This is a genomic window from Corynebacterium sp. HMSC063G05, assembly GCF_001810555.1.
GTDB classification, from domain to species: domain Bacteria; phylum Actinomycetota; class Actinomycetes; order Mycobacteriales; family Mycobacteriaceae; genus Corynebacterium; species Corynebacterium jeikeium_D.
Map to the genome: position 1 here is coordinate 104,327 of NZ_KV801851.1, position 21,100 is coordinate 125,426.

15 protein-coding genes are annotated in these 21,100 nt (G+C 58.0%); 9 read left to right on the forward strand and 6 right to left on the reverse strand.

All coding sequences use genetic code 11. The features are described from left to right. The first annotated feature begins 53 nt into the window (after positions 1–53). Positions 54–938 (forward strand): hypothetical protein, encoded by an 885-nt coding sequence (locus HMPREF2751_RS06790; RefSeq protein ID WP_246823181.1) that lies wholly within the window; start codon positions 54–56, stop codon positions 936–938. Positions 939–953: 15 nt separating this feature from the next. Here the strand turns inward: HMPREF2751_RS06790 and ilvD are convergent, their stop codons facing one another. The 3 genes from ilvD to HMPREF2751_RS06805 all read right to left on the reverse strand — a co-directional run bounded on the left by ilvD (position 954) and on the right by HMPREF2751_RS06805 (position 5,194). Then, positions 954–2,798: a dihydroxy-acid dehydratase gene (ilvD, locus tag HMPREF2751_RS06795; protein ID WP_016422491.1), complete on the reverse strand. Its 1,845-nt coding sequence runs from the start codon at positions 2,796–2,798 to the stop codon at positions 954–956. A 134-nt stretch (positions 2,799–2,932) separates the two neighbouring features. After that, positions 2,933–3,481: a PH domain-containing protein gene (locus tag HMPREF2751_RS06800; RefSeq protein ID WP_070595736.1), complete on the reverse strand. Its 549-nt coding sequence runs from the start codon at positions 3,479–3,481 to the stop codon at positions 2,933–2,935. A 57-nt stretch (positions 3,482–3,538) separates the two neighbouring features. Then, entirely contained in the window at positions 3,539–5,194 is a 1,656-nt protein-coding gene (locus HMPREF2751_RS06805) for a mechanosensitive ion channel family protein (protein ID WP_070595747.1), read from the reverse strand. A 360-nt stretch (positions 5,195–5,554) separates the two neighbouring features. Between HMPREF2751_RS06805 and HMPREF2751_RS06810 the strand changes: the two genes are divergently transcribed. The 5 genes from HMPREF2751_RS06810 (at position 5,555) to serA (ending at position 12,913) form a co-directional block, all read left to right on the forward strand. After that, positions 5,555–7,465: an acetolactate synthase large subunit gene (locus HMPREF2751_RS06810; RefSeq protein ID WP_070595737.1), complete on the forward strand. Its 1,911-nt coding sequence runs from the start codon at positions 5,555–5,557 to the stop codon at positions 7,463–7,465. A gap of 34 nt (positions 7,466–7,499) precedes the next feature. Next, positions 7,500–8,003 carry an acetolactate synthase small subunit gene (gene ilvN, locus HMPREF2751_RS06815; protein WP_048735338.1) on the forward strand — a complete coding sequence of 168 codons (504 nt, stop codon included), beginning with the start codon at positions 7,500–7,502 and terminating at the stop codon, positions 8,001–8,003. Positions 8,004–8,056: 53 nt separating this feature from the next. Beyond that, positions 8,057–9,073: a ketol-acid reductoisomerase gene (gene ilvC / locus HMPREF2751_RS06820; protein ID WP_038628558.1), complete on the forward strand. Its 1,017-nt coding sequence runs from the start codon at positions 8,057–8,059 to the stop codon at positions 9,071–9,073. Positions 9,074–9,354: 281 nt separating this feature from the next. Then, positions 9,355–11,079: a hypothetical protein gene (locus tag HMPREF2751_RS06825; protein WP_070595738.1), complete on the forward strand. Its 1,725-nt coding sequence runs from the start codon at positions 9,355–9,357 to the stop codon at positions 11,077–11,079. 238 nt (positions 11,080–11,317) lie between these two features. Beyond that, entirely contained in the window at positions 11,318–12,913 is a 1,596-nt protein-coding gene (serA, locus tag HMPREF2751_RS06830) for a phosphoglycerate dehydrogenase (protein WP_070595748.1), read from the forward strand. Between the two features lie 121 nt (positions 12,914–13,034). Here the strand turns inward: serA and HMPREF2751_RS06835 are convergent, their stop codons facing one another. Next, positions 13,035–14,537, reverse strand: coding sequence for an acetyl-CoA hydrolase/transferase family protein (locus tag HMPREF2751_RS06835; RefSeq protein ID WP_049172105.1), 1,503 nt, complete (start codon positions 14,535–14,537; stop codon positions 13,035–13,037). A gap of 151 nt (positions 14,538–14,688) precedes the next feature. Beyond that, positions 14,689–15,765 (reverse strand): GTP-binding protein, encoded by a 1,077-nt coding sequence (locus HMPREF2751_RS06840; RefSeq protein ID WP_049190124.1) that lies wholly within the window; start codon positions 15,763–15,765, stop codon positions 14,689–14,691. Positions 15,766–16,054: 289 nt separating this feature from the next. Between HMPREF2751_RS06840 and HMPREF2751_RS06845 the strand changes: the two genes are divergently transcribed. From HMPREF2751_RS06845 to HMPREF2751_RS06855, 3 genes are all read left to right on the forward strand, one after another. Further along, positions 16,055–17,569, forward strand: coding sequence for an acetyl-CoA hydrolase/transferase family protein (locus HMPREF2751_RS06845; protein WP_069358808.1), 1,515 nt, complete (start codon positions 16,055–16,057; stop codon positions 17,567–17,569). A 201-nt stretch (positions 17,570–17,770) separates the two neighbouring features. Next, positions 17,771–19,294: an HNH endonuclease signature motif containing protein gene (locus tag HMPREF2751_RS06850; RefSeq protein ID WP_070595739.1), complete on the forward strand. Its 1,524-nt coding sequence runs from the start codon at positions 17,771–17,773 to the stop codon at positions 19,292–19,294. Positions 19,295–19,368: 74 nt separating this feature from the next. After that, positions 19,369–20,385, forward strand: a complete 1,017-nt coding sequence (locus tag HMPREF2751_RS06855) for a 3-isopropylmalate dehydrogenase (protein WP_101687711.1) — start codon at positions 19,369–19,371, stop codon at positions 20,383–20,385. Positions 20,386–20,414: 29 nt separating this feature from the next. Here the strand turns inward: HMPREF2751_RS06855 and HMPREF2751_RS06860 are convergent, their stop codons facing one another. Next, a complete protein-coding gene (locus HMPREF2751_RS06860; protein ID WP_070595741.1) occupies positions 20,415–21,068 on the reverse strand; it encodes a mycothiol transferase in 654 nt (217 codons plus the stop codon). Positions 21,069–21,100 lie beyond the last annotated feature (32 nt).

Here is a 21,100-nt window from a genome sequence, read left to right on the forward strand (position 1 = left end):
AGTCGAGCGACCTAAACTAGGTTCTCGGTTAGGGTCGGGGTACAATGCCCCCTATGCCAAAGTCGAGACACGCACTAAAGACCACCCTCGCGGTGGTCTTTTTCATGTCTTCGATAGGCGCGACAACGTCGATTCACTCACCTTCGACAGCCGCTGCCGGCGAGCACAATGAGGTTGCAGCCTCCGTCTCGTCGGCAAGCGTCTGGCCGACTCATGAGGTGAGTCTGCCGCGCATGAACCTCAACGCCGAAGGGTTGATTGAGGTTGACCCGCGCACGCAAATGGCGGTGAGCTACGAGCCGGTGGGCGTGGGGTACAGCAGCCAGGCATCGCAACGCCCGCTGCCGGCGCTATCCCTGATTAAGTTGTATATCGGTCAGTATGTGCTCGAACACGGCACTGCCGACGATGCCGAGCGCGTCGAAAAGATGATTTCGCGTTCCGACGACGATTTGGCCGCCGACTTTTACCGGAAGTACCCGGAATCGGTCGATTCCATTGCGACCGAGTACGGTCTGTTCAACACTTCCGGCGGAGAAAAGTGGGGAGTATCGAGGACCACCGCGGAAGATGTGGTGTCTTTTATTTCCCAGCTTCGTCTGAAGCATCCTAATTCTGAGGTGCTCGAGGCGATGCGACACTGGTCGCCGATTGCTGCCGATGGCTATCGACAGAATTTTGGTCTTGCCGGGCTGCCCGGCTCTGAAGGCGCGAAAATGGGCTGGTCCAACCGGCGTTCGTGGCACTCTTCCGTTGTTTTTGGCCCCGGATATGTAATGGCGGCCATTACCGAGGGCGGCAAATATGCACACACCGAGGACGTCGCTGAGGGGATTGCCGACGTCGAGTACCGGGATTTGGTGAAGCCCACGCAGAAGACTGGGCGCAAAGCCACTCTAGAAACGCCAAAGGCCCGTGCGGTAAGCACAGGCCTTTAAGCGGGTTTGATCTAGCTAGTCGACAATGCGGACCGCGCCCTTATCCGCACTGGAGGCCATCTTGGCGTATGCGCGCAGCGCCTTGGAGACCTTGCGCGGACGCGGCTTGTGCGGAGTAAATGGCTTATCGCGCTTGAGCTCCTCATCGCGGCGAGCGGCCAGCTCCTCGTCGGACACCTGAATCTCAAGGCGTCGTTCAGCGACATCGATGTACACCGGGTCGCCGTTGCGGACGAGACCGATTGCGCCGCCGGCAGCGGCTTCCGGGGAAACGTGGCCGATAGACAGTCCGGAGGAACCGCCGGAGAAGCGACCATCGGTGACCAGCGCACAGACCTTACCCAGGCCAGCGCCCTTGATGAATGCAGTCGGGTGCAGCATCTCCTGCATGCCCGGGCCGCCGGAAGGACCCTCGTAGATGACAAAGAGAACTTCGCCCGGCTGCAAGGTTCGGTTCAAGATGACCGAGACAGCCTCTTCCTGGCTCTCTACGACGCGAGCGGTGCCCTCGAAGTGGAACTGATCCTCGCCGATACCGGCGGTCTTCAGGATAGCGCCGTCCTCGGCGATGTTGCCGCGCAGGACACACAGACCGCCTTCCTTTGTGTAGGCGTGGTCGAAGTCGCGGATGCAGCCATTTTCGGAGTCCGTATCCAGGCTCTCCCAACGGTTGGATGTGGAGAACGGCTCGGTGGTGCGCACGCCGCCAGGGGCTGCGTGGAACAGTTCAATCGCTTCGTCAGTGGCCTTGCCGCCGCGGATATCCCAGTTGTCCAGGTGCTCCTCCAGAGATGGGGAGTGAACGGAGCGGACATTCATTTGCAGTAGGCCCGCGCGGCGCAGTTCGCCGAGGATGGCTGGAATACCACCGGCGCGGTGGACGTCCTCCATGTAGTAGTCCGAGTTCGGTGCCACCTTGGACAGACAAGGCACGCGGCGCGAAATCGCGTCGATGTCAGAGAGGTCGAAGTCGATCTCGCCCTCCTGGGCGGCAGCGAGAATATGCAGCACCGTGTTGGTGGAACCGCCCATGGCAACGTCGAGCGTCATTGCGTTGACAAAGGCGTCGCGGTTGGCGATGTTGCGCGGCAGCACGGACTCGTCACCATCGTGGTAGTAGCTCTTCGCCAGATCCACAATCAGTTCACCGGCGCGGGTGAACAAATCGCGACGCGCCTGCTGAGTTGCCAGGGTAGAACCGTTACCCGGCAGGGATAGGCCGAGGGCCTCGGTCAGGCAGTTCATCGAGTTTGCAGTGAACATGCCCGAGCACGATCCGCAGGTCGGGCATGCCGAGCGCTCGATGTCGAGCAGGTTCTTGTCATCGACCTTGTCGTTCGCGGATGCAGAAATAGCCGAGACGAGGTCAGAGCCGGGCTTGACGACGCCATCGATAACAACCGAAGATCCCGATTCCATCGGCCCACCGGAAACGAAGACCACCGGGATGTTCAGACGCAGAGCCGCATTGAGCATGCCAGGCGTGATCTTGTCACAGTTGGAAATACAGACCAATGCGTCAGCGGTGTGAGCGTTGACCATGTACTCCACAGAGTCAGCAATAATCTCACGGGACGGCAGCGAGTAGAGCATGCCGTCGTGACCCATCGCAATTCCGTCATCGACAGCAATGGTGTTGAACTCACGGGGGACGCCACCGGCTGCGGTTACAGCTTCTGCGACGATGTCGCCAACGTCCTTCAGGTGCACGTGACCCGGAACGAACTGAGTGTAAGAGTTGGCAATTGCGATAATCGGCTTGCCGAAGTCGTTATCGGTCATGCCAGTTGCGCGCCATAGCGAACGCGCACCTGCAGCATTACGGCCGGCAGTGGTGACTTTAGAGCGAAGGGGAATCATGGGGGCTGCCCTTCCTAGATAGGGTGCAAGGTAATTAATTATCCATATTAATCACAAAAAGCCCCTAATGTCTCATTTCGTGGTCACTAGTGTCCGCATAATGAGATTTAGGGGCTTTGTGGACTGCTTATATGTTACTCGGCAGAGGCGTCACCTTTAGCCTTGGCACCTTTGGCTTTAGCACCTTTAGCCTTGGCATCAGCCTCAACCTCACTGACTTTCTTCATTACGGAGTAGCCATCGCGGTCGAAAACCTCGACCTTGTCATTTTCCGCCATACGAGCCGAAGCGATCGGATCTGGAATCAGACCGCCAGTGGCTTCCTTCAACTCCGGCAGCGAATTAAAAGAGATGGCCGGCAGGGCGATGCGCTCATCTGACTTGGTTACCGCAAAGGCGCGGCCGCCCTTGTTGAAGAAAATGCCCGCAAAATCGCTCCAGGGCACCGAACGGCGCTTGGACAATAGGTACACCGCAGTGATGCCGCGTGGCCCTACGGTGGTGCGTACTCGGAAAATCCAAAGCGTATAAATCAACGGTGCCAGGAAGGTAATGGCCAGCCACGGGGCAAAACCGGTGGCAATTACACACAGCACGAGCATGAACGCAACGATGAACAGATGCGTCTTCTGTGGGCGAAATCGCTGCGTCGCAATTTTTGGCTGTGGAGTCGAGTCAGTCATGGCCTTTGATTGTAGCGGGTAGTTCGGATTCGCCAATGCACGGTGGGCGGTTGCGCGTTATTGCGTATCAGCGGAGTTCGGTTCCGTGTTGTTAGTGGAGTCTGTCGACTGTGATCCGCCAGAGCTCTCGTTGTCGGTGTTGCTCTGGTCAGAGTCCGGCTCGGTGGAGGTGGCGGTCGAAGGTGCGCGGTTCTGCGTGCTCTGAGGCTGCTGTGAAGTCTCGGACGGCTGATTCTGTGGCGTCTGAGTCTGCTGCGAAGTCTCGGTGGGCTGCACACTCTGTGTAGTGCTAGTCGGCTGGTTCGATGACTGCGGAGCTGACGACTTTTCCGGGTCCTCTTCCTGCGTCGTTACCCGATCGCTCCACCTGCTCGGTGCCAACCATCCAGATGGGCCGTCCTCAGTTTCGACTGTCATCAGGTTCAAAATGAAGAGGATCAGTAAGGCTACCAAGAGCACAATCGTCGAAACGCGAGCGCGTCCACCTGCGGAGAGGATTCGACGAACCTTCTGGCGCGTCGTGAGTGTCTTCCAGTCAGGGTGGCTAGCCAGTTTGCGGATGACATTGTTGCTCCCGCTGTCTTCCTGCTCGCGTCGCGCATCGTCAAGATTGGCTCCCGCGTGCGGAAGATCGGATCGCTCGTTCCCGTCTTGCTTGTCGACGGTCTGAGTTTCCATCAGCTTGGTTTTTGCGGTATCCGGCTGGACAGTAGTGTTCGCTACCGCTTCGACAATTTCGGTTGGAGCACTGTCGCCGTCGTCAAGCTGTTGTTTTTTCTCTTGCTTAGCATCGGCCTGCCTGAGCTGTTCGATCATCGTGTCATCACGGACGTGGCCGGTGATTTCTTCGGCGGGGGCAAACGGAGTCTGTTGGGCGCGCTCGCCGTAGTCATCCCACCAAGTGTCGATGACTGCGGCGCGGATGGCGCGCTCGATGAGCCATTGGTCGCCCGGTTTGCAGTCGACAATCAAGCGCATAGTGACGGTCCACGGCAGGCCCATAACCGTTGGCGGATTGAGTTCCGTGGAGGACTGCAGCTTGATCTCGGAGAGAACTGCATCCTTGACGGAGTCCAGTGCGATTGCACGCTTGGCGGCGGCGACAGTGCGCTCTTCCAAATCCTTAATGGAGCCACCGGCGGTCATCGGTACGGGAACTTCAACAACAGCACGGGACCACTGTGAGGAGTAGTTGATACACATACGTGCCTCGGAGTTCGGCACGATGATTTCCTCGCCGTTTAGGGTTCGGATGGTGGTGGCGCGCAATGTCATATTGACGACGTCACCCTGCACGGTCCCCGAAGGGGCGTGGAACTCAACCCAGTCGCCAATGCCGTACTGCTTCTCGGCAATGATGAACAGTCCGCCAAGGAAGTCGGCGATGACTCCCTGTGCGCCAAAACCAACAGCGGCGGAAACGACCGTCGCGGGGATAGCGGCGGCGGTCAGTGAGATTCCGAATTTCGACAGAATCGCGATGATTAAGACGAAGTATGCAATGACTTCGACGATGTAAACCACAGCGCCAATCAGTGCGCGCCGTCCCTTGGACTGCTCCTCTGAAGAGGAGATGTTTCCGTCCGCAATTGCCAGAACGAAACGTCGGATACGGGGAACAAGAATTAGCAGAATGGCCAGACATGCGATGGCAAGGCCGTTATTGGCCACCCATTGCCATGTCCGTAACAACATGTATTGCAAAAATTCCATGCCATCCACTGTAGGTAGTTCGCCTTAATGTGCGCTGAGTTTAAAGGTAAAGAATCATGCATACAGACGAGCTGTGGAATTGAGGTTTGCGGGGCTCGGGTGCGTAGGGCTCGGGTGTGCAGGTTTGGGTGTCCCCGGCGTCGTGGTCGGGAAGTTTCTGGGTAGGGTAATTCCCAAAGTAGGGGTGGGGTTCTCGTTGGAATCGGGTGGGTGCTCGGGGTGTTAAACGGGCAGGGCGTCCAATTGGCGGGATTGACTTCTCACTATGTGGACGTTATGGTTGTAGCCAACGCCACATTCGTAGCTTCTTCGCGTGAATGTGAGTTGAGTAGTTGCCCACCATGACCCAGGAGCGAAATCGTGAACGCGCACGAGCAGCACACCCCATCGCCCGCCCAATTCGCGGCTAAGGCGCGCACCAGCGCCCCCGAGCGAATTTCTGGTGCACAAGCCATAGTCCGATCCCTTGAAGAGCTTGGTGTTGAGGTAGCCTTCGGCATTCCCGGTGGTGCAGTGCTTCCGCTCTACGATCCGATTTATGACTCGGAAAAGCTCCGCCACGTTCTCGTGCGCCACGAGCAGGGAGCTGGCCACGCTGCCACTGGTTACGCGCAGGTTTCCGGCAAGGTCGGTGTCTGTATCGCGACTTCCGGCCCGGGTGCTACTAACCTGGTGACCCCGCTCGCGGATGCTCAGATGGACTCTGTTCCGGTTGTCGCTATCACCGGTCAGGTCGGTCGCCCGCTGCTGGGTACTGACGCTTTCCAGGAGGCTGACATCCGTGGTGTGACCATGCCGATTACTAAGCACAACTTCATGGTCACCGAAGCTGAGGACATCCCGCGCGCGCTCGCTGAGGCATTCCACCTGGCTTCTTCTGGTCGTCCAGGCCCGGTTCTGGTTGATGTCCCGAAGGACCTCCAGAATACGATGATTGACTTCACCTGGCCGCCGGAGATTGAACTGCCGGGCTACCGTCCTGTGACGACTCCGCACCAGCGTCAGATTGACGAAGCCGCTGAGATGATTGCTGGAGCCAAGCGTCCGGTGCTCTACATCGGTGGTGGCGTCATTAAGGCTGATGCTTCCAAGGAGCTGATCGAGCTCGCCGAGCAGACTGGAGTTCCGGTTGTGACCACGCTGATGGCTCGCGGCGCATTCCCGGACTCGCACCCGCTACATATGGGTATGCCGGGCATGCACGGCAAGGTGTCCGCCGTCGCTGCTCTACAGAAGTCCGACCTGCTCATCACTATCGGCGCGCGTTTCGACGACCGTGTTACCGGTGATCTGAATTCCTTCGCGCCGAACGCGAAGGTTATCCACGCCGACATTGACCCGGCAGAGATTGGCAAGCTCCGCGAAGTTGACGTTCCCATCGTCGGTGATGCCCGTGAGGTCCTTGCCGCACTTAGCGAGTCCTACACCAAGCTCGGTCTTAGCCGCCCGCAGATTGCCGACTGGCTGAAGCTTCTCGACGGTCTTCGCGACGAGTTCCCCCTCGGATGGGAAGAGCCCACTGATGGTGCAATCGCTCCGCAGTTTGTAATTCAGACCCTGTCCGACATCGTTGGCCCGGAGGCCATCTATGCCGCTGGCGTCGGCCAGCACCAGATGTGGGCAGCGCAGTTCGTCCAGTACGAGCACCCGCGCACCTGGCTCAACTCCGGTGGTGCCGGCACGATGGGCTACTCAATTCCGGCTGCGATGGGTGCCAAGGCGGCTGCTCCAGAAAAGGAAGTCTGGGCCATCGACGGTGATGGTTGCTTCCAGATGACCAATCAAGAGCTGACCACCTGTGCAATGGAAGGTTTTCCCATCAAGGTTGCCTTGATTAACAACGGTAATCTGGGCATGGTTCGTCAGTGGCAGACGCTGTTCTACGATCAGCGCTACTCCAACACCAAGCTGCGCCCGGAGGACAACTCCTACCTGCCGGACTTCGTCCAGCTCTCCGAGGGGCTTGGCTGCGTGGCGATCCGCGTGACCAAGAAGGAAGATGTCGCGGCGGCGATTAAGAAGGCACGCGAGATTAATGACCGACCGGTGGTTATTGACTTCATTGTCGGTGAGGATGCTCAGGTGTGGCCGATGGTGGCAGCTGGCAAGTCCAATGATGAGGTCGAATACGCCCGCGGTCTGCGCCCGCTGTTCAACGATGAGAATTCAGCAGCTGAGGCCCCGGCTGACATCCACGGCACTGTTGTGGACAACTCCGAGGACGCCGCGAAGCAGCCCGACGCTAACCACCCGTCCATGAAGACCCGCTAATCGGGATCCGAAGCAACAGGAAGTGAGTCCCAAAATGGCTGAACTGCACACTCTATCCGTGTTGACCCTCGATGAGCCGGGTATTCTGGTCCGCATTGCGGGCATGTTCACCCGCCGAGGTTTCAGCATCCAGTCGATTACCTCGGGTGAAACTGAGACCGAGGGAGTCAACCGCATCACCGTCGTGGTTGAGACGGAGACGCTGCCGATCGAACAGATTACTAAGCAGCTGAACAAGCTGGTGCCCGTGCTGAAAGTGGTCCGCCAGCCCCCAGAGACCATGGTGTCGCGCGGACTGCTGATGGTGAAGGTTTCCTGCGACAACACCAATCGTCCGCAGGTAGTCGATGCCGCCAATCTCTTCCGTGCCCGTGTGGTGGACGTTTCTCAAGAGTCTGTCATCATTGAGGCGACGGGTGAGCGCTCGAAGCTTGTAGCCCTGCTGGAGGTCCTCGAGCCGTTTGGTATCCGTGAGCTCATTCAGTCCGGTACCGTCGCAATGGCACGTGGGCCGAAGCCGATGCTCCAGGCCCGCTAACAACTAAACGCTAAGATTTTTAACGAATCCGATTCGAAAAGAGGCTAACTTTAATGGCTATTGAACTGCTGTACGACGACGATGCTGATCTGTCCATCATCCAGGGACGTAAGGTTGCCATCCTGGGCTACGGTTCCCAGGGCCACGCTCACGCTCAGAACCTGCGCGAGTCCGGTGTCGAGGTTGTTATCGGTCTGCGTGAAGGCTCCAAGTCCGCTGTGAAGGCTCAGGAAGCTGGCTTCGAGGTTAAGTCCAACGCAGATGCCGCTGCATGGGCAGACGTCATTATGGTGCTGGTTCCGGACACCACCCAGGCAAAGGTTTACAGCGAGGACATCGAGCCGAACCTGAAGGACGGCGACGCGCTGTTCTTCGGCCACGGTCTGAACATCCACTTCGACCTCATCAAGCCGGCTGACAACATCACCGTCGGTATGGTTGCTCCGAAGGGCCCGGGTCACCTGGTTCGTCGTCAGTTCGTCGATGGCAAGGGCGTTCCGTGCCTGATTGCCGTTGACCAGGACCCGAAGGGCGAGGGCCGCGACCTGGCTCTGTCCTACGCTGCAGCTATCGGTGGCGCCCGCGCTGGCGTTATCCCGACCACCTTCGAGGCAGAGACTGTGACCGACCTCTTCGGTGAGCAGGCTGTTCTCTGTGGTGGCACCGAGGAACTGGTCAAGGTCGGTTTCGAGGTTCTGGTTGAAGCTGGCTACGAGCCGGAGATGGCATACTTCGAGTGCCTGCACGAGCTGAAGCTGATTGTTGACCTGATGTTCGAGGGCGGTATTGCCAACATGAACTACTCGGTCTCCGACACCGCTGAGTTCGGTGGCTACCTGTCTGGCCCGCGCGTTATTACCGCTGATACCAAGCAGCACATGCGCGAGATTTTGTCTGACATTCAGGACGGCACCTTCACCAAGCGCCTGATTGCCAACGTCGAGGGCGGCAACAAGGAGCTCGAGGACCTGCGCGCTTCCTACAACAACCACCAGATTGAAGAGGTCGGCTCCAAGCTGCGCGACCTGATGAGCTGGGTTAAGGTCGACGCTCGCGCTGAGACTGCCTAAGTTTGTTGCTTAAGCGAATCCCTCGCTTGTTCGCGAAGTAGGGCTTCATCACTGAGCTTCACCGCCGTGATGAGGCCCTTTTCGTATCTCTCTTACTAGTTTTCTTTCACTGAACCGTGTGGGGTAGACGTGTGGAATAAACGTCTGAGCTAAAAGCAACTACTGCCAAACGGGTGTAGCCCCAGTCCTATCCGGGGTTCTAATCTGGGGTGAAAGGTCTCCCTCAACAAAGACGTTCGATAGTCTAATCGTTGAAATCAAATCATTTCACGGAGGTAAATGTGCGAGTATCCGCAATGACGCGGCGCGTGACGGCAACCGTTGCCCTGACGGTCAGCCTGGCGTTGGGGTCAAGCGCCTTGGTCGCGTGTGGAAATTCCGACAGCGCTGTTTCCACGAAGAAGGTGGACGCTGAATCGACGGTGCTTAGCGACGACATCGCAGCGTCGGAAAGTCTGATCGACAGTTCGGAAGCGGTTGTCGTTTCCTCGGCTGGCTCTGCTGAGCAGCGTAGGGCGGCAGGCATCGCGGTTGCTGCTGGTCTGCCGATGCTAGTGGCTGGTTCTGCCGAAGATGCGGAAGATGACACTACTGCCAAGAGCCCGAAGAAGGATGCTCGTGGCCGTGATACTGGCGCCGATATCGCCGATGTGGAAAAAGAGATTGACCGCCTGGGCGCAAAGACAGTCCTTACTGTGGGGGCAGTTGACCTGACTGGCGAAGAGGGCCGTCAGATCATTGCCGATCCGGGTACGACCGATGGCCTTAAGGAGCTCGTCGGTACCGAGTTTAAGGTTCTCAAGGAGACGGAGTCGAAGCCGACTCGCGCTGTCGTTGAGATGGATCCGGAGAAGCCAACTGTCGTCGAGGGCGATGCAACGAAGGATGGGGCAGCCAACCAGGAGGCTCAGGATCGCGCCAGCGATGGGCAGGATGACAAGGGACAGGAGAGCGTCACCCTGCCGAAGGGATCTCCGAAGGAGGTCAAGGACAAATTGGCACTGGCCGCACCGGGTACCGGTTTGGCCTCCATTGCTACGGCCCGTGCCGCTGGCCTGAAGGTCAGTTGGTTGCCGGTGGGCGACGCGCGTGCTACCTCTGAGTCGATTTCCGCTGCTCGCGACGGCGAGTCCCTGATTGCTCTGGGTAAGGTTTTCGGCGATAAGGACAAGTTTGATCAGTCCATCGAGCTTGCCAAAGATGACAAGGTCAAGGAGCTGCCAGGTGGAGGCACACTGCTGTTCCCCGGCCGTCATCTGATTGCAACGTATGGTCACCCAGGTGTCGCTCCATTGGGCGTGATGGGCGAGGATGATCCGGAGGATGCCGTCGCACGTGCGAAGGACTACGTCAAGCAGTACGAGAAGTTCGCTGATGACCCGGTACTGCCGGCCTTCGAGATTATCGCTTCGGTCGCGCAGGCTGACCCGGGTCCACGCGGTGACTACTCCGAGCCAGCTCCGGTTGAGGCTCTGAAGCCGTACGTCGAGGCCATGACCAAGGCCGGCGGCTACGTCATCATCGACCTGCAGCCGGGTAGTGCAGACTTCCTGGACCAGGCCAAGTTCTACGAAGAACTGCTGAAGATGCCAAACGTCGGTCTGGCGCTGGACCCGGAGTGGAAGATGGAACCGGGGCAGGTTCCGGCGACTCAGGTTGGTCACGTTAAGGCTGAAGAAGTCAACCGCGTTGCTGATTGGCTGGCTGAGCTGACTCGTAAGAACAACCTTCCGCAGAAGATGCTGATGCTGCACCAGTTCCAGCTACAGATGATTCGCGACCGTGAGACGCTGGATCTGTCGCACCCGGAGCTCGCATTCGTTCTGCATGCCGACGGCCATGGCACCGCGCAGGAGAAGTTTGAGACCTGGAACGTCATGTTGCAGGATTTGCAGCCGGAGATTTTCGAGGCGTGGAAGAACTTCATCGACGAGGATCAGCCGATGTTTACTCCTGAGGAGACCATGAACATCGAGCCGCGTCCGTGGTTGGTTACGTACCAGTAGGTTATAGACCAGCAGAAATAAAAATATAACGCGAAATATTTGCCGACTTGAATGTCGGGGGCAACGGCGCTTACTCCCTAAACAAAGGGTAGTAAGCGCCGTTTTGCTTAGGTAAGTCCCCCCGTGTCTCACCCCCAGAGTTTATGATGAGACGTAATGCGCGTGCACGCTTTAGTAGTTTTCTTAAGTGACACCGCACATACTGCATAAACTTTTCGAGACAAACCAGGAGATGCTTGTGAGCCAGAACGCTCGCCCCGTTGTCCTCATCGCCGACAAGCTGGCACAGTCCACTGTGGACGCATTGGGGGATTCCGTTGAGGTCCGTTGGGTAGATGGCCCGAACCGCGCTGAGCTCCTGGCTGCGGTTGGTGATGCTGACGCACTTCTCGTCCGCTCCGCTACCACCGTGGATCAGGAAGTCCTCGAGGCTGCTCCGAATCTGAAGATCGTCGGTCGCGCCGGCGTTGGCCTGGATAACGTCGACATCGATACCGCTACCAAGCGCGGCGTCATGGTTGTCAACGCTCCGACCTCTAATATTCACTCTGCATGTGAGCACGCAATCGCACTGCTGCTGGCCACCGCTCGCCAGTTGCCGGCTGCGGACGCGTCCCTGCGTGAGGGAGAGTGGAAGCGCTCTTCCTTCAAGGGTGTCGAAATCTTCGGCAAGACCGTCGGTATCGTCGGTTTCGGTCACATCGGCCAGCTGTTTGCGCAGCGTCTCGCTGCTTTCGAGACCAACATCATTGCGTACGATCCGTACGCGAACCCGGCTCGTGCTGCTCAGCTCGGTGTTGAGCTGGTTGAGCTGGAAGACCTGATGGCTCGCGCTGATTTCGTGACCATCCACCTGCCGAAGACCAAGGAAACCGCTGGCATGTTCGATGCTGAGCTCCTGGGCAAGGCCAAGAAGGGCCAGATCATCATCAACGCTGCCCGCGGCGGTCTCGTCGACGAGCAGGCGCTTGCCGACGCGATCAAGGCAGGCAACATCCGCGGTGCTGGCTTCGACGTATACGCGACCGAGCCGTGCACGGATTCCCCGCTGTTTGGTCTGCCGGAAACTGTTTGTGCTCCGCACCTGGGTGCCTCCACCGTTGAGGCTCAGGACCGTGCGGGTACCGATGTCGCTAAGTCCGTGCTGCTGGCACTGGCTGGCGAGTTCGTCCCGGATGCTGTCAACGTTTCCGGTGGCGCTGTCGGTGAAGAGGTGGCCCTGTGGCTCGAGCTGGCTCGTGAGCTGGGGCTGGTTGCTGGCGGTCTGCTCGAGGGCGCTCCGGCCGCTGTTGAGGTCACCGCTCGCGGTGAGCTGCACACTGAGGACGTTAACGTTCTGGGTATGGCAGCAATCCGTGGACTGTTCTCCCTCATGGTGGAAGAGCCGGTCACTTTCGTCAACGCTCCGCGTATCGCAGAAGAGCGTGGTGTGACCTTCACTGTCGAGACCGAGCCGGAGTCCGTCTCCCACCGCTCCGTTCTCGAAGTCAAGGTCATCGGTGCTGATGGCTCCACCGCTACCGTCGTTGGTGCTCTCACTGGCCTGAACCGCGTCGAGAAGATTGTCCGTATCAATGGCCGCGGCATCGACATGCGTGCTCAGGGCCGTAACCTCTTCCTGCTGTACAAGGACCTTCCGGGCGCTCTGGGTTGCGTTGCTACCACCCTGGGTGAGTCCGGCATCAACATCGAGGCTGCTGCTCTGTCTCCGCAGGAAGCAGATCAGACTGCCATCCTGGTGCTGCGCGTTTCCAAGGAGGTTCCGGAGGAGCTCGTCGAAAAGATTACCGAGGAGATCTCCGCTACCCACGCTCTGCAGCTTGAGCTGGACTAGTTCTGAGCGCCTAGACGTTTTAGAGCTAGTCTCTAGCGCAGCTTCTACTGCATGAAAAATCCCCTCCGCATGGAGGGGATTTTTGTTTCCCAGCTGATCTATGCAGCCGTAGCCCTACTGCCTAGCCCTTCATCGAGCCCTTCTCAATCATGTTGACGTGGAAGTCGAAAGCAGTACGCAGATCGTGCGGGGTAGACATGCCCGGAGCGGTCTTCAGCGCGCGCTCGTAGTACTCCTCCAGCAGTGGCTGGTACTCCGGGTGTGCAACGGAAATCAACTTCGCCACGCGGTCACGTGGTGCCAGGCCACGCAGGTCAGCGAATCCACGCTCGGTGATGATGACCATGGCGTCGTGCTCGGTGTGGTCAATGTGCGAAGCGAACGGAACGATAGTCGAAATCGCACCGTCCTTCGCCAGCGACGGCGAGATGAACGAAGAAACGAAGGCGTTACGGGTGAAGTCACCGGAACCACCGATGCCGTTCATCATTCGGGAGCCGTTGATGTGGGTGGAGTTGACGTTGCCGTAGATGTCGGCCTCAATCATGCCGTTGGTGGCGATCAGGCCGACGCGACGGACAACCTCCGGGTGGTTAGAAATCTGCTGCGGGCGCAGAATGATGTTCTCGCGGTAGCGAGCAGCCTCGTTGTTCATACGCTCGGCAGCTTCCGGAGACAGGGAGAAGGAGGTAGCCGAAGCGACGGTCATCTTACCTGCGTCAATCAGGTCAATCATGCCGTCCTGAATAACCTCGGTGTAGGCCTTGATGTTCTCAAACTTGGAGTCCAACAGACCCGCCATCACGGCGTTCGGAACGTTACCGACGCCCGACTGCATGATGTACTGGTCGTAAGCCAGGCGACCCGCGCGAACTTCGCCCTCGAGGAAGTCGAGGAAGTGGCCGGCAATGGCCTTCGAGGTCTCATCCAACGGCTTGAACGGGGAGTTGCGGTCCGGCGCGTTGGTCTCGACAACTGCGACAACCTTGTCCAGGTTGATGTCGATGTAAGGGGTGCCAATGCGGTCACCCGGAGCGTTGATCGGCACCGGCGTGCGGTTAGGCAGGTGCTGAATGCGGTAGATGTCGTGCATGCCCTCGAGTTCCTCGGACTGCCACGAGTTGACCTCAATGATGATCTTGTCAGCGTTGTCCATCCACTCGACGTTGTTGCCAACGCTTGACGACGGAACGAGGTGTCCATCTTCCGTAATACGAGTGACCTCAACAATTGCGGCGTCAATCGGCAGGAAGCCCTGCTCGATGTACAGCGCGGAGTGGGAGAGATGGATGTCCTGGTACTTCGCCTTGCCCGAGTTGATGGACTTACGCAGTGCCGGATCGCCCTGGTACGGCATGCGGTAGCGGATGATGTCAGCTTCTGCCATCACGCCGTCACAGTCCGGGGCAGTGGAAGCGCCAGTGTAGATGTCGACAGCGAACTCTTCACCCTTGGCGTGGAGTTCCTTGCCGCGGTTTGCCAGCGCAGTCGGCAGAGCCTTCGGGTAGCCAGCACCGGTGAAGCCAGAGATGCCGAGGGCATCACCATGATTGATAAACTGTGCAGCCTCGTCGGCGGTCATTACCTTGCCGCGCAAACCGGCATGTGCGATGCGATCAGACATGTCATCTCCTAGATAGACTGTTCGACTTTAGTTTTGTCGCCTAACCTAGCATGCGCTAACAGTGTGTTGCCACACCCGCAGGTTGAGAAGTGATTTATGACACTCTGATCGCTTCAGCGGGTCGTTTATCGGCGCTCTTCCAGGGGCTTTGTTACAGCAATTCCCGCACTTCTTCGTCGGTCAGCATGGCATCCTCGAACGCTTGCAGTGTGGCCTCTGGGTTAAATTTCACACCGATGAGTACGACCTCATTGGATGGTGGGACATCGGTCTGCGCCCACATGACGGCAGGGGTGATTTTCAGGTTCGGCCCCGCCTGACTCCACACGTGGGCGACTTCGAGGCGGTCGGAAATCCAGCAGTGCCCCTTGGATCGTACGAGCCCCTTTGTGCCGCGGAGAGCCTTGATTAGTCGTTCGCGGTCGAAGGGTCGATTGCCTCGGAAAACAACCGAAGAAATGCCGTATTCTTCAGTCTCCGGCGTGTGGGGATTCGCAAGTTCTTCTGCATATCCGTGGAAAGTGGCCGCGGTACCTTCGTCGTAAAGCGATGCGTCGAGAATGGCAGAGGTGGCGATTTCGCCGTTAGTCACGCGGACGATGCGTGCGCGGGGGTTCATTGCGCGGATCGTTTCCTCGGTACCGCCGGTGAGCTTTTCGCCGGCGAGGTCGGATTTGGTGATGAGGATGAGATCGGCGAATTCCACCTGGTCGACGAGGAGGTCGGCGACCGTGCGTTCGTCGTCAGGCAGCGCGCGCCCCTGGCGGAGACTGTCGAGGAATGTAGAGGCGTCGACGAGCGTGACCATCGTGTCGATGGGGGCGATGTCGGCGAGGCGACGGCCATCGTCGAATTCCCACTCGAAGGTAGCGGCGACTGGCATGGGCTCGGAGATGCCGGTGGATTCGATGACGATGTGTTCGAATTTGCCGCTGCGCGCGAGCTTGCCGACGTTTTCCACGAGGTCATCTCGCAGCGTGCAGCAGATGCAGCCGTTAGACATTTCGATGAAACGGTCCTCGCCGCGCTCGAGATATGTGCCCTGCTCGATGAGGGCGGCATCGACGTTGACTTCCGAGAAGTCGTTGACGATGACCGCGATTTTGCGCCCCTGTGAGTTTGCCAGGAGGTTGTTGAGGAGGGTGGTCTTGCCGGCGCCCAGGAATCCGGACAGGACGGTGACGGGAGTGGTCTGGGTGGTGCTATCAGAAAATTCGGTAGAAGTCACCCGACAAGACTAGCGTACTGAAAATGATTATCAATAACTAGTGCATGAATTGGGCTATGTGAGGGGTTGTAAATGTGTCGCATGGCTGATTGTCGACTGGTTGTGACGTAGGGCATAAAACGGTGTTGTAGTCGGCTTTAGTGGCGTATGGAATGTGCCTAAAATGGGGGCGCTTTCGGGCATCTGAATGAAAGGCGCTAACCGCTTCGTTGATAGGGTTGGGGGTGTGCTTTGGTGTTCGAAGTGCTACCCCCGATAGTCGCGTTGGGGGATATAGAAAGGTGAATTCATGTCAGATCGTATTGCCCATGCTGGTCTTAAATCCAAGGTGATGACCGCGCAGGAGGCGGCGCAGTTCATCAACCACGGAGACATGGTGGGCTTTGCCGGATTTACCGGTGCTGGCTACCCGAAGGTTGTCCCGCCGGCTCTCGCTGAGCGCATGGAGGCCGCTCACGAGCGTGGCGACGAGTTCAAGATTAAGGTCTTGACCGGCGCGTCTACCGCTCCGGAACTTGATGGTGCGCTGGCGAAGGCCAATGGTGTTGAGTGGCGTATGCCGTACCAGTCCGACCCGGGAATGCGTAACCGTATCAATGCAGGCGATGCCTTCTATAGTGATATTCACCTGTCGCACTCTGGCCCGATGACTGAGCAGGGCTTCTTTGGTCCGGTCAATGTTGCCGTGGTCGAAGCTGTTCGCATTAAGGCCGATGGCTCCCTGATTCTTTCCTCTTCGGTTGGTAACAGCATTTCTTACCTCAATGCTGCAGAGAAGATCATTATTGAGGTCAACTCCTGGCAGTCCGAGGACCTCGAGGGTATGCACGACATCTACAGTGTCGGCCTGCCTCCGAACCGTAAGGAGATTCCGATTGTGAACCCGGGGGACCGCATCGGCACTCCGGATGTTCAGATCGATGTCGATAAGGTTGTCGCTGTCGTCGAGACGAACGCCGAGGACCGTAACTCGCCGTTCAAGCCGCTGGACGATGACTCCAAGGCTATTGCTGGCTACCTGCTCGACTTCCTCGATGGCGAGGTCAAGGCCGGTCGTCTGCCGGAGAACCTGCTGCCGATGCAGTCGGGTGTCGGTAACATTCCGAACGCCGTTCTCGCAGGTCTGCTCGACTCCAAGTATGAGAACCTGACCTCCTTCACTGAGGTTATCCAGGACGGCATGGTCGACCTGATGGATGCTGGCAAGCTGACCGTGGCTTCCGGTACTGCATTCTCGCTGTCTCCTGAATATGCAGCTCGTATGAACGAGAATGCCGCTGACTACCGTGAGAAGATCGTTCTGCGTCCGCAGGACATCTCCAATAACCCGGGTCTGGTCCGCCGCATGGGGCTGATTACCACCAACGGCATGATTGAGGCTGACATCTACGGCAACGTCAACTCCACGCACGTAGCTGGTTCGCGCATGATGAACGGCATTGGTGGTTCCGGTGACTTCACCCGTAACGCCTATATCTCCACCTTCGTGTCGCCGTCGCTGGCGAAGAATGGCGATATTTCCGCAATCGTGCCGATGGTCTCTCATGTTGACCACACTGAGCATGACGTGATGGTCATCATCACTGAGCAGGGTCTGGCTGACCTCCGTGGACTGGCGCCGCGTCAGCGTTCCCGTGTTGTCATTGAGAAGTGTGCGCACCCGATGTACAAGGAGGCGCTGCTCGAATACGTTGAGCGTGCTGAGAAGGCCACCCCGTACCTGCATACTCCGCATGACCTGGGTACTTCTTACGACTTCCACCGTCGTTTCCTCGAGAACGGTTCGATGAAGCCGGTCGACTAGGTTTCTAGTGCGGTTCCCGCTTTACGACGAAGTTTGCGTCGTAGGGCGGGATTTTCTTTCAGCCTCGGTTCGAAATAGGGTTCGAATAATGTGGAGATTTTTGGGGTGCGCAGCGGTTTGAATCCGGGGTGGGGGATATGGTGTGGGCGAATTGATAAAGAACTGTTCGTTAGGGGACCTCGTTAGGGAGGGGACAGTGCAATGTCAGAGTTGGAATCGTGTGGGGAATTTCGGTTCAGCCATGAGGTGAGGGCTCATTCGCTCGCTGAAGTGATGCGCGAGATTAATCGTCTGGAGATGGTTATCGCTCAGCGGGTCGCACCACCAGATGATGGCGATGTCGAAGCTCATTTGGCTTATTGGTCGGTGGTGCTTGGAATCTCACGCGCCGAAGTGAACAAATATATGGAAATTGGCTACATGCTTGGACGTATGCCGCAACTAGCGGAAATGTGTCAGGAGCGCGGGCATTTGTCGATGAGGCATTTAGCAATGCTTGGTAAACATACCCGACCTGTAGCCGATGACAAGGTTGACGCAGTGGAGTCGGGTCTCGTGGACGTCGTTAAGCCTAGGCGCGACGGGGAGGCACTCCGTGGCGTGCGTGCGATGGCAACGCGGGTGCAGCGAGTGATTGGTGAGTGTGCTCCGGAAGTGCGGCCACGTGATGTGGATGTCGCTGGGTTGCAGGCTGATAGGGTCCTGGCCCGGAATGTGGAGGCGACCGTAGATGCTGCAATTGATGCGGCGGCATACCAGGTCGAGGCGGATGGAGAGTCGGCGGATAATCCCGTGGAGTCGGAGGAGGTACGGGAGGTTCAAGCTGCGGCTCTCGACTACTTCGGCGATCGTATGACGGCTAAGGAGTTTATCGCAGTTGATGAACATGGTGACGCTGGAGTTACGACACTGACTACTGTCCTCGAGCGGCATCATGCAGTGGAAGCCCTTGCAATTATCGACGCAGTGGCTAAGAAGATGAAAGTGAGTCGCGCGGCAGCTTTCATGCATGCGTTACGCGGTACTTGTGAGGTGGAGGTGAATCTGGAACTCTTCCGAGTGCTCTCTCCCGGGGAGGATGGCGAACCGGAAAACACTCCAGTGTGGCTCGCTGGCGCAGGTTGGCTTTCTTCGCTGGTGGCCGAGTCTTGGCTGAAGCGGGTATCGACATTGCGGGTGCTGGGGGATAGTGCGGTTGAGGGGTATCGGCCCTCCGAGTCTCAGCGTGCATTCGTGCGTGCCCGTGACGGTGTGTGTAGTTTTCCTGGATGCGATGTCCCCGCGGAAAAGTGCGATATCGACCATATTGTGGAATTTGATCACAGCCTTTCCGGTGGTGAGCGGCAAAAGGAAGGGGTCACGCACACAGATAATCTCCATTGTCTCTGTCGAAGGCACCACAACCTCAAAACTGCCGGTATGTGGCGAGTTGTTCGAGGTGATGATGGGATCGAAGCTTGGACGTTCCTCTCTTGTGATGAAGGGCCGTTTGCGCAGTCGGAGAAAGAGCACACTGGGCATGGTCGTTACACCTTTGCCTCGCAGACTGAAAAGAAGACCGCTGCGCTGGCTGAGCACAATGAGAAACGTCGCAAATTGCATGACAGTCTCCGCGGCCTAGTGGATAAGGTGCGGCGGGATTTGGAAAAGGAGAGAGCAGTAGGCGGGGTGGATTGTGAAAACGATGGAGATGTTAAAAATCGCGCAGACAGTGACGGGGAGTGAGCGCTAGGTTCTGCTACACTCATTTGTGTCCATATAGTGAGAAGGGTATCTCAAAAATGACTGAGGTAGGAAAGCTGAAGATCGCCGTCATCCCGGGTGATGGCATCGGCACGGAAGTTACGGCAGAGGCGCTGAAGGTGCTCAAGGCTGCTATCGGCGAGTTCGACACCACCGAGTACGACCTCGGCTCGCGTCGCTACTTGCGCAATGGCGAACTGCTTACCGACGCCGATCTCGACTCCCTGCGTGAGCACGACGCTATTCTGCTCGGTGCTATCGGTGACCCGGCGAACGTTCCTCCGGGTGTTCTCGAGCGCGGCCTGTTGCTGAAGATGCGCTTCGCGCTGGATCACCACGTCAACCTGCGTCCTTCCAAGCTCTTCCCGGGTGTCGAGTCACCGCTGAAGAACCCGGGCGAAATTGATTTCGTGGTCGTCCGCGAGGGAACCGAAGGTGCTTACACCGGTAACGGCGGTGCGATTCGCGTCGGCACGCCACACGAGGTTGCCAACGAGACCTCCGTCAATACCCGCTTCGGTGCTGAGCGCGTTGTTCGCTACGCCTTCGAGCTGGCTATGACCCGTCGTAAGAAGCTGACCCTTGTCCACAAGACCAATGTGTTGGTGCACGGTGGCGGTATGTGGCAGCGCACGGTCGATGAGGTCGCTAAGGAATACCCAGAGGTAGATGTCGATTACTCGCACATCGACGCTGCGACGATCTACCTCGTCACTAATCCTTCGCGTTTCGACGTCATCGTCACCGACAACCTCTTCGGCGACATCATTACTGATGAGGCTGGTGCAGTGTCGGGCGGTATCGGCCTGGCGGCGTCCGGCAACATTGACGCCTCTAATACCAACCCGTCCATGTTTGAGCCCGTTCACGGCTCCGCTCCCGACATTGCTGGCAAGGGGATCGCTGACCCGACCGCAGCCATTCTGTCGGGTGCCATGATGCTGCGCCACCTGGGTCGTGAGGAAGACGCTCAGCGCATCGAGGCTGCTGTGGAAGCTGACATGGCTACTCGCGGTAGTGGCCCGATCAAGACCGCTGAGGTTGGCGACCGCATTGCTGCTGCTTTGAAGTAGCGCAGTAAAAAATAGGGGGGGGGAGAGGGCTAGGCAATCACAGTTTTGCCATCGACGGTAGTGATGTGAGTCTTACCGTCGGCGGTGTGCTCGATGAAGTCCGACGCATGTCCGACCTGGCGAAGTACATCGATGATGGTGTCAAGGGGGTATGGGGATGAGCTTCCTGCGCCGTTATCGGAATCATCCCCTCCCAGTCCTGCCACTAGCGCATCCCTCGTAATCTCCGCATGTCCCAGGTGCTGAGCCGCCTCGTGGAAGACATGCACAATCACGCCTTCGATGCTGCCGCACCACCAACGGTCCTTATCGGTAGGAATAACAGCAGGAGCACCAGCGCGGTCCACGCCTTGCAACTCCACCAGCGCGGATTCAATGGCCGCGCGGTCACGGTGGTAAATCTCCAGCCCTTCCGAAACACTGCAATGAGCAGAAAACTCCCCATCGCGATCACGGACATAATCACGCCCAAGGCAGACGCGCTCGAGCCAGAACCTCGCGGATCCGGTCACATGTCGTAACAGCACGGCCAGGGAGTTAATGGCTGGGATGGGAAGGGTTGCATTGAAGGTGTCGTCGTCAAGCGTGGCGACGAGTGCCGCGAGCTTGTCCATCCTGCCGAGGATGTGGGCGTCGAGCGGCCATTCGGGATTTATTGAAGCGCTGTGTGTGGAATTGGTCATAAGGTCGAGTATTCCCGCAAATCAGTCCTATT

Coding starts and splice junctions, on each gene's coding strand:
- HMPREF2751_RS06790 (WP_246823181.1), top strand. CDS start 54: ATGCCAAAGTCGAGACACGCACTAAAGACCACCCTCGCGGTGGTCTTT.
- ilvD (WP_016422491.1), bottom strand. CDS start 2,798: ATGATTCCCCTTCGCTCTAAAGTCACCACTGCCGGCCGTAATGCTGCA.
- HMPREF2751_RS06800 (WP_070595736.1), bottom strand. CDS start 3,481: ATGACTGACTCGACTCCACAGCCAAAAATTGCGACGCAGCGATTTCGC.
- HMPREF2751_RS06805 (WP_070595747.1), bottom strand. CDS start 5,194: ATGGAATTTTTGCAATACATGTTGTTACGGACATGGCAATGGGTGGCC.
- ilvN (WP_048735338.1), top strand. CDS start 7,500: ATGGCTGAACTGCACACTCTATCCGTGTTGACCCTCGATGAGCCGGGT.
- ilvC (WP_038628558.1), top strand. CDS start 8,057: ATGGCTATTGAACTGCTGTACGACGACGATGCTGATCTGTCCATCATC.
- HMPREF2751_RS06835 (WP_049172105.1), bottom strand. CDS start 14,537: ATGTCTGATCGCATCGCACATGCCGGTTTGCGCGGCAAGGTAATGACC.
- HMPREF2751_RS06845 (WP_069358808.1), top strand. CDS start 16,055: ATGTCAGATCGTATTGCCCATGCTGGTCTTAAATCCAAGGTGATGACC.
- HMPREF2751_RS06850 (WP_070595739.1), top strand. CDS start 17,771: ATGTCAGAGTTGGAATCGTGTGGGGAATTTCGGTTCAGCCATGAGGTG.
- HMPREF2751_RS06860 (WP_070595741.1), bottom strand. CDS start 21,068: ATGACCAATTCCACACACAGCGCTTCAATAAATCCCGAATGGCCGCTC.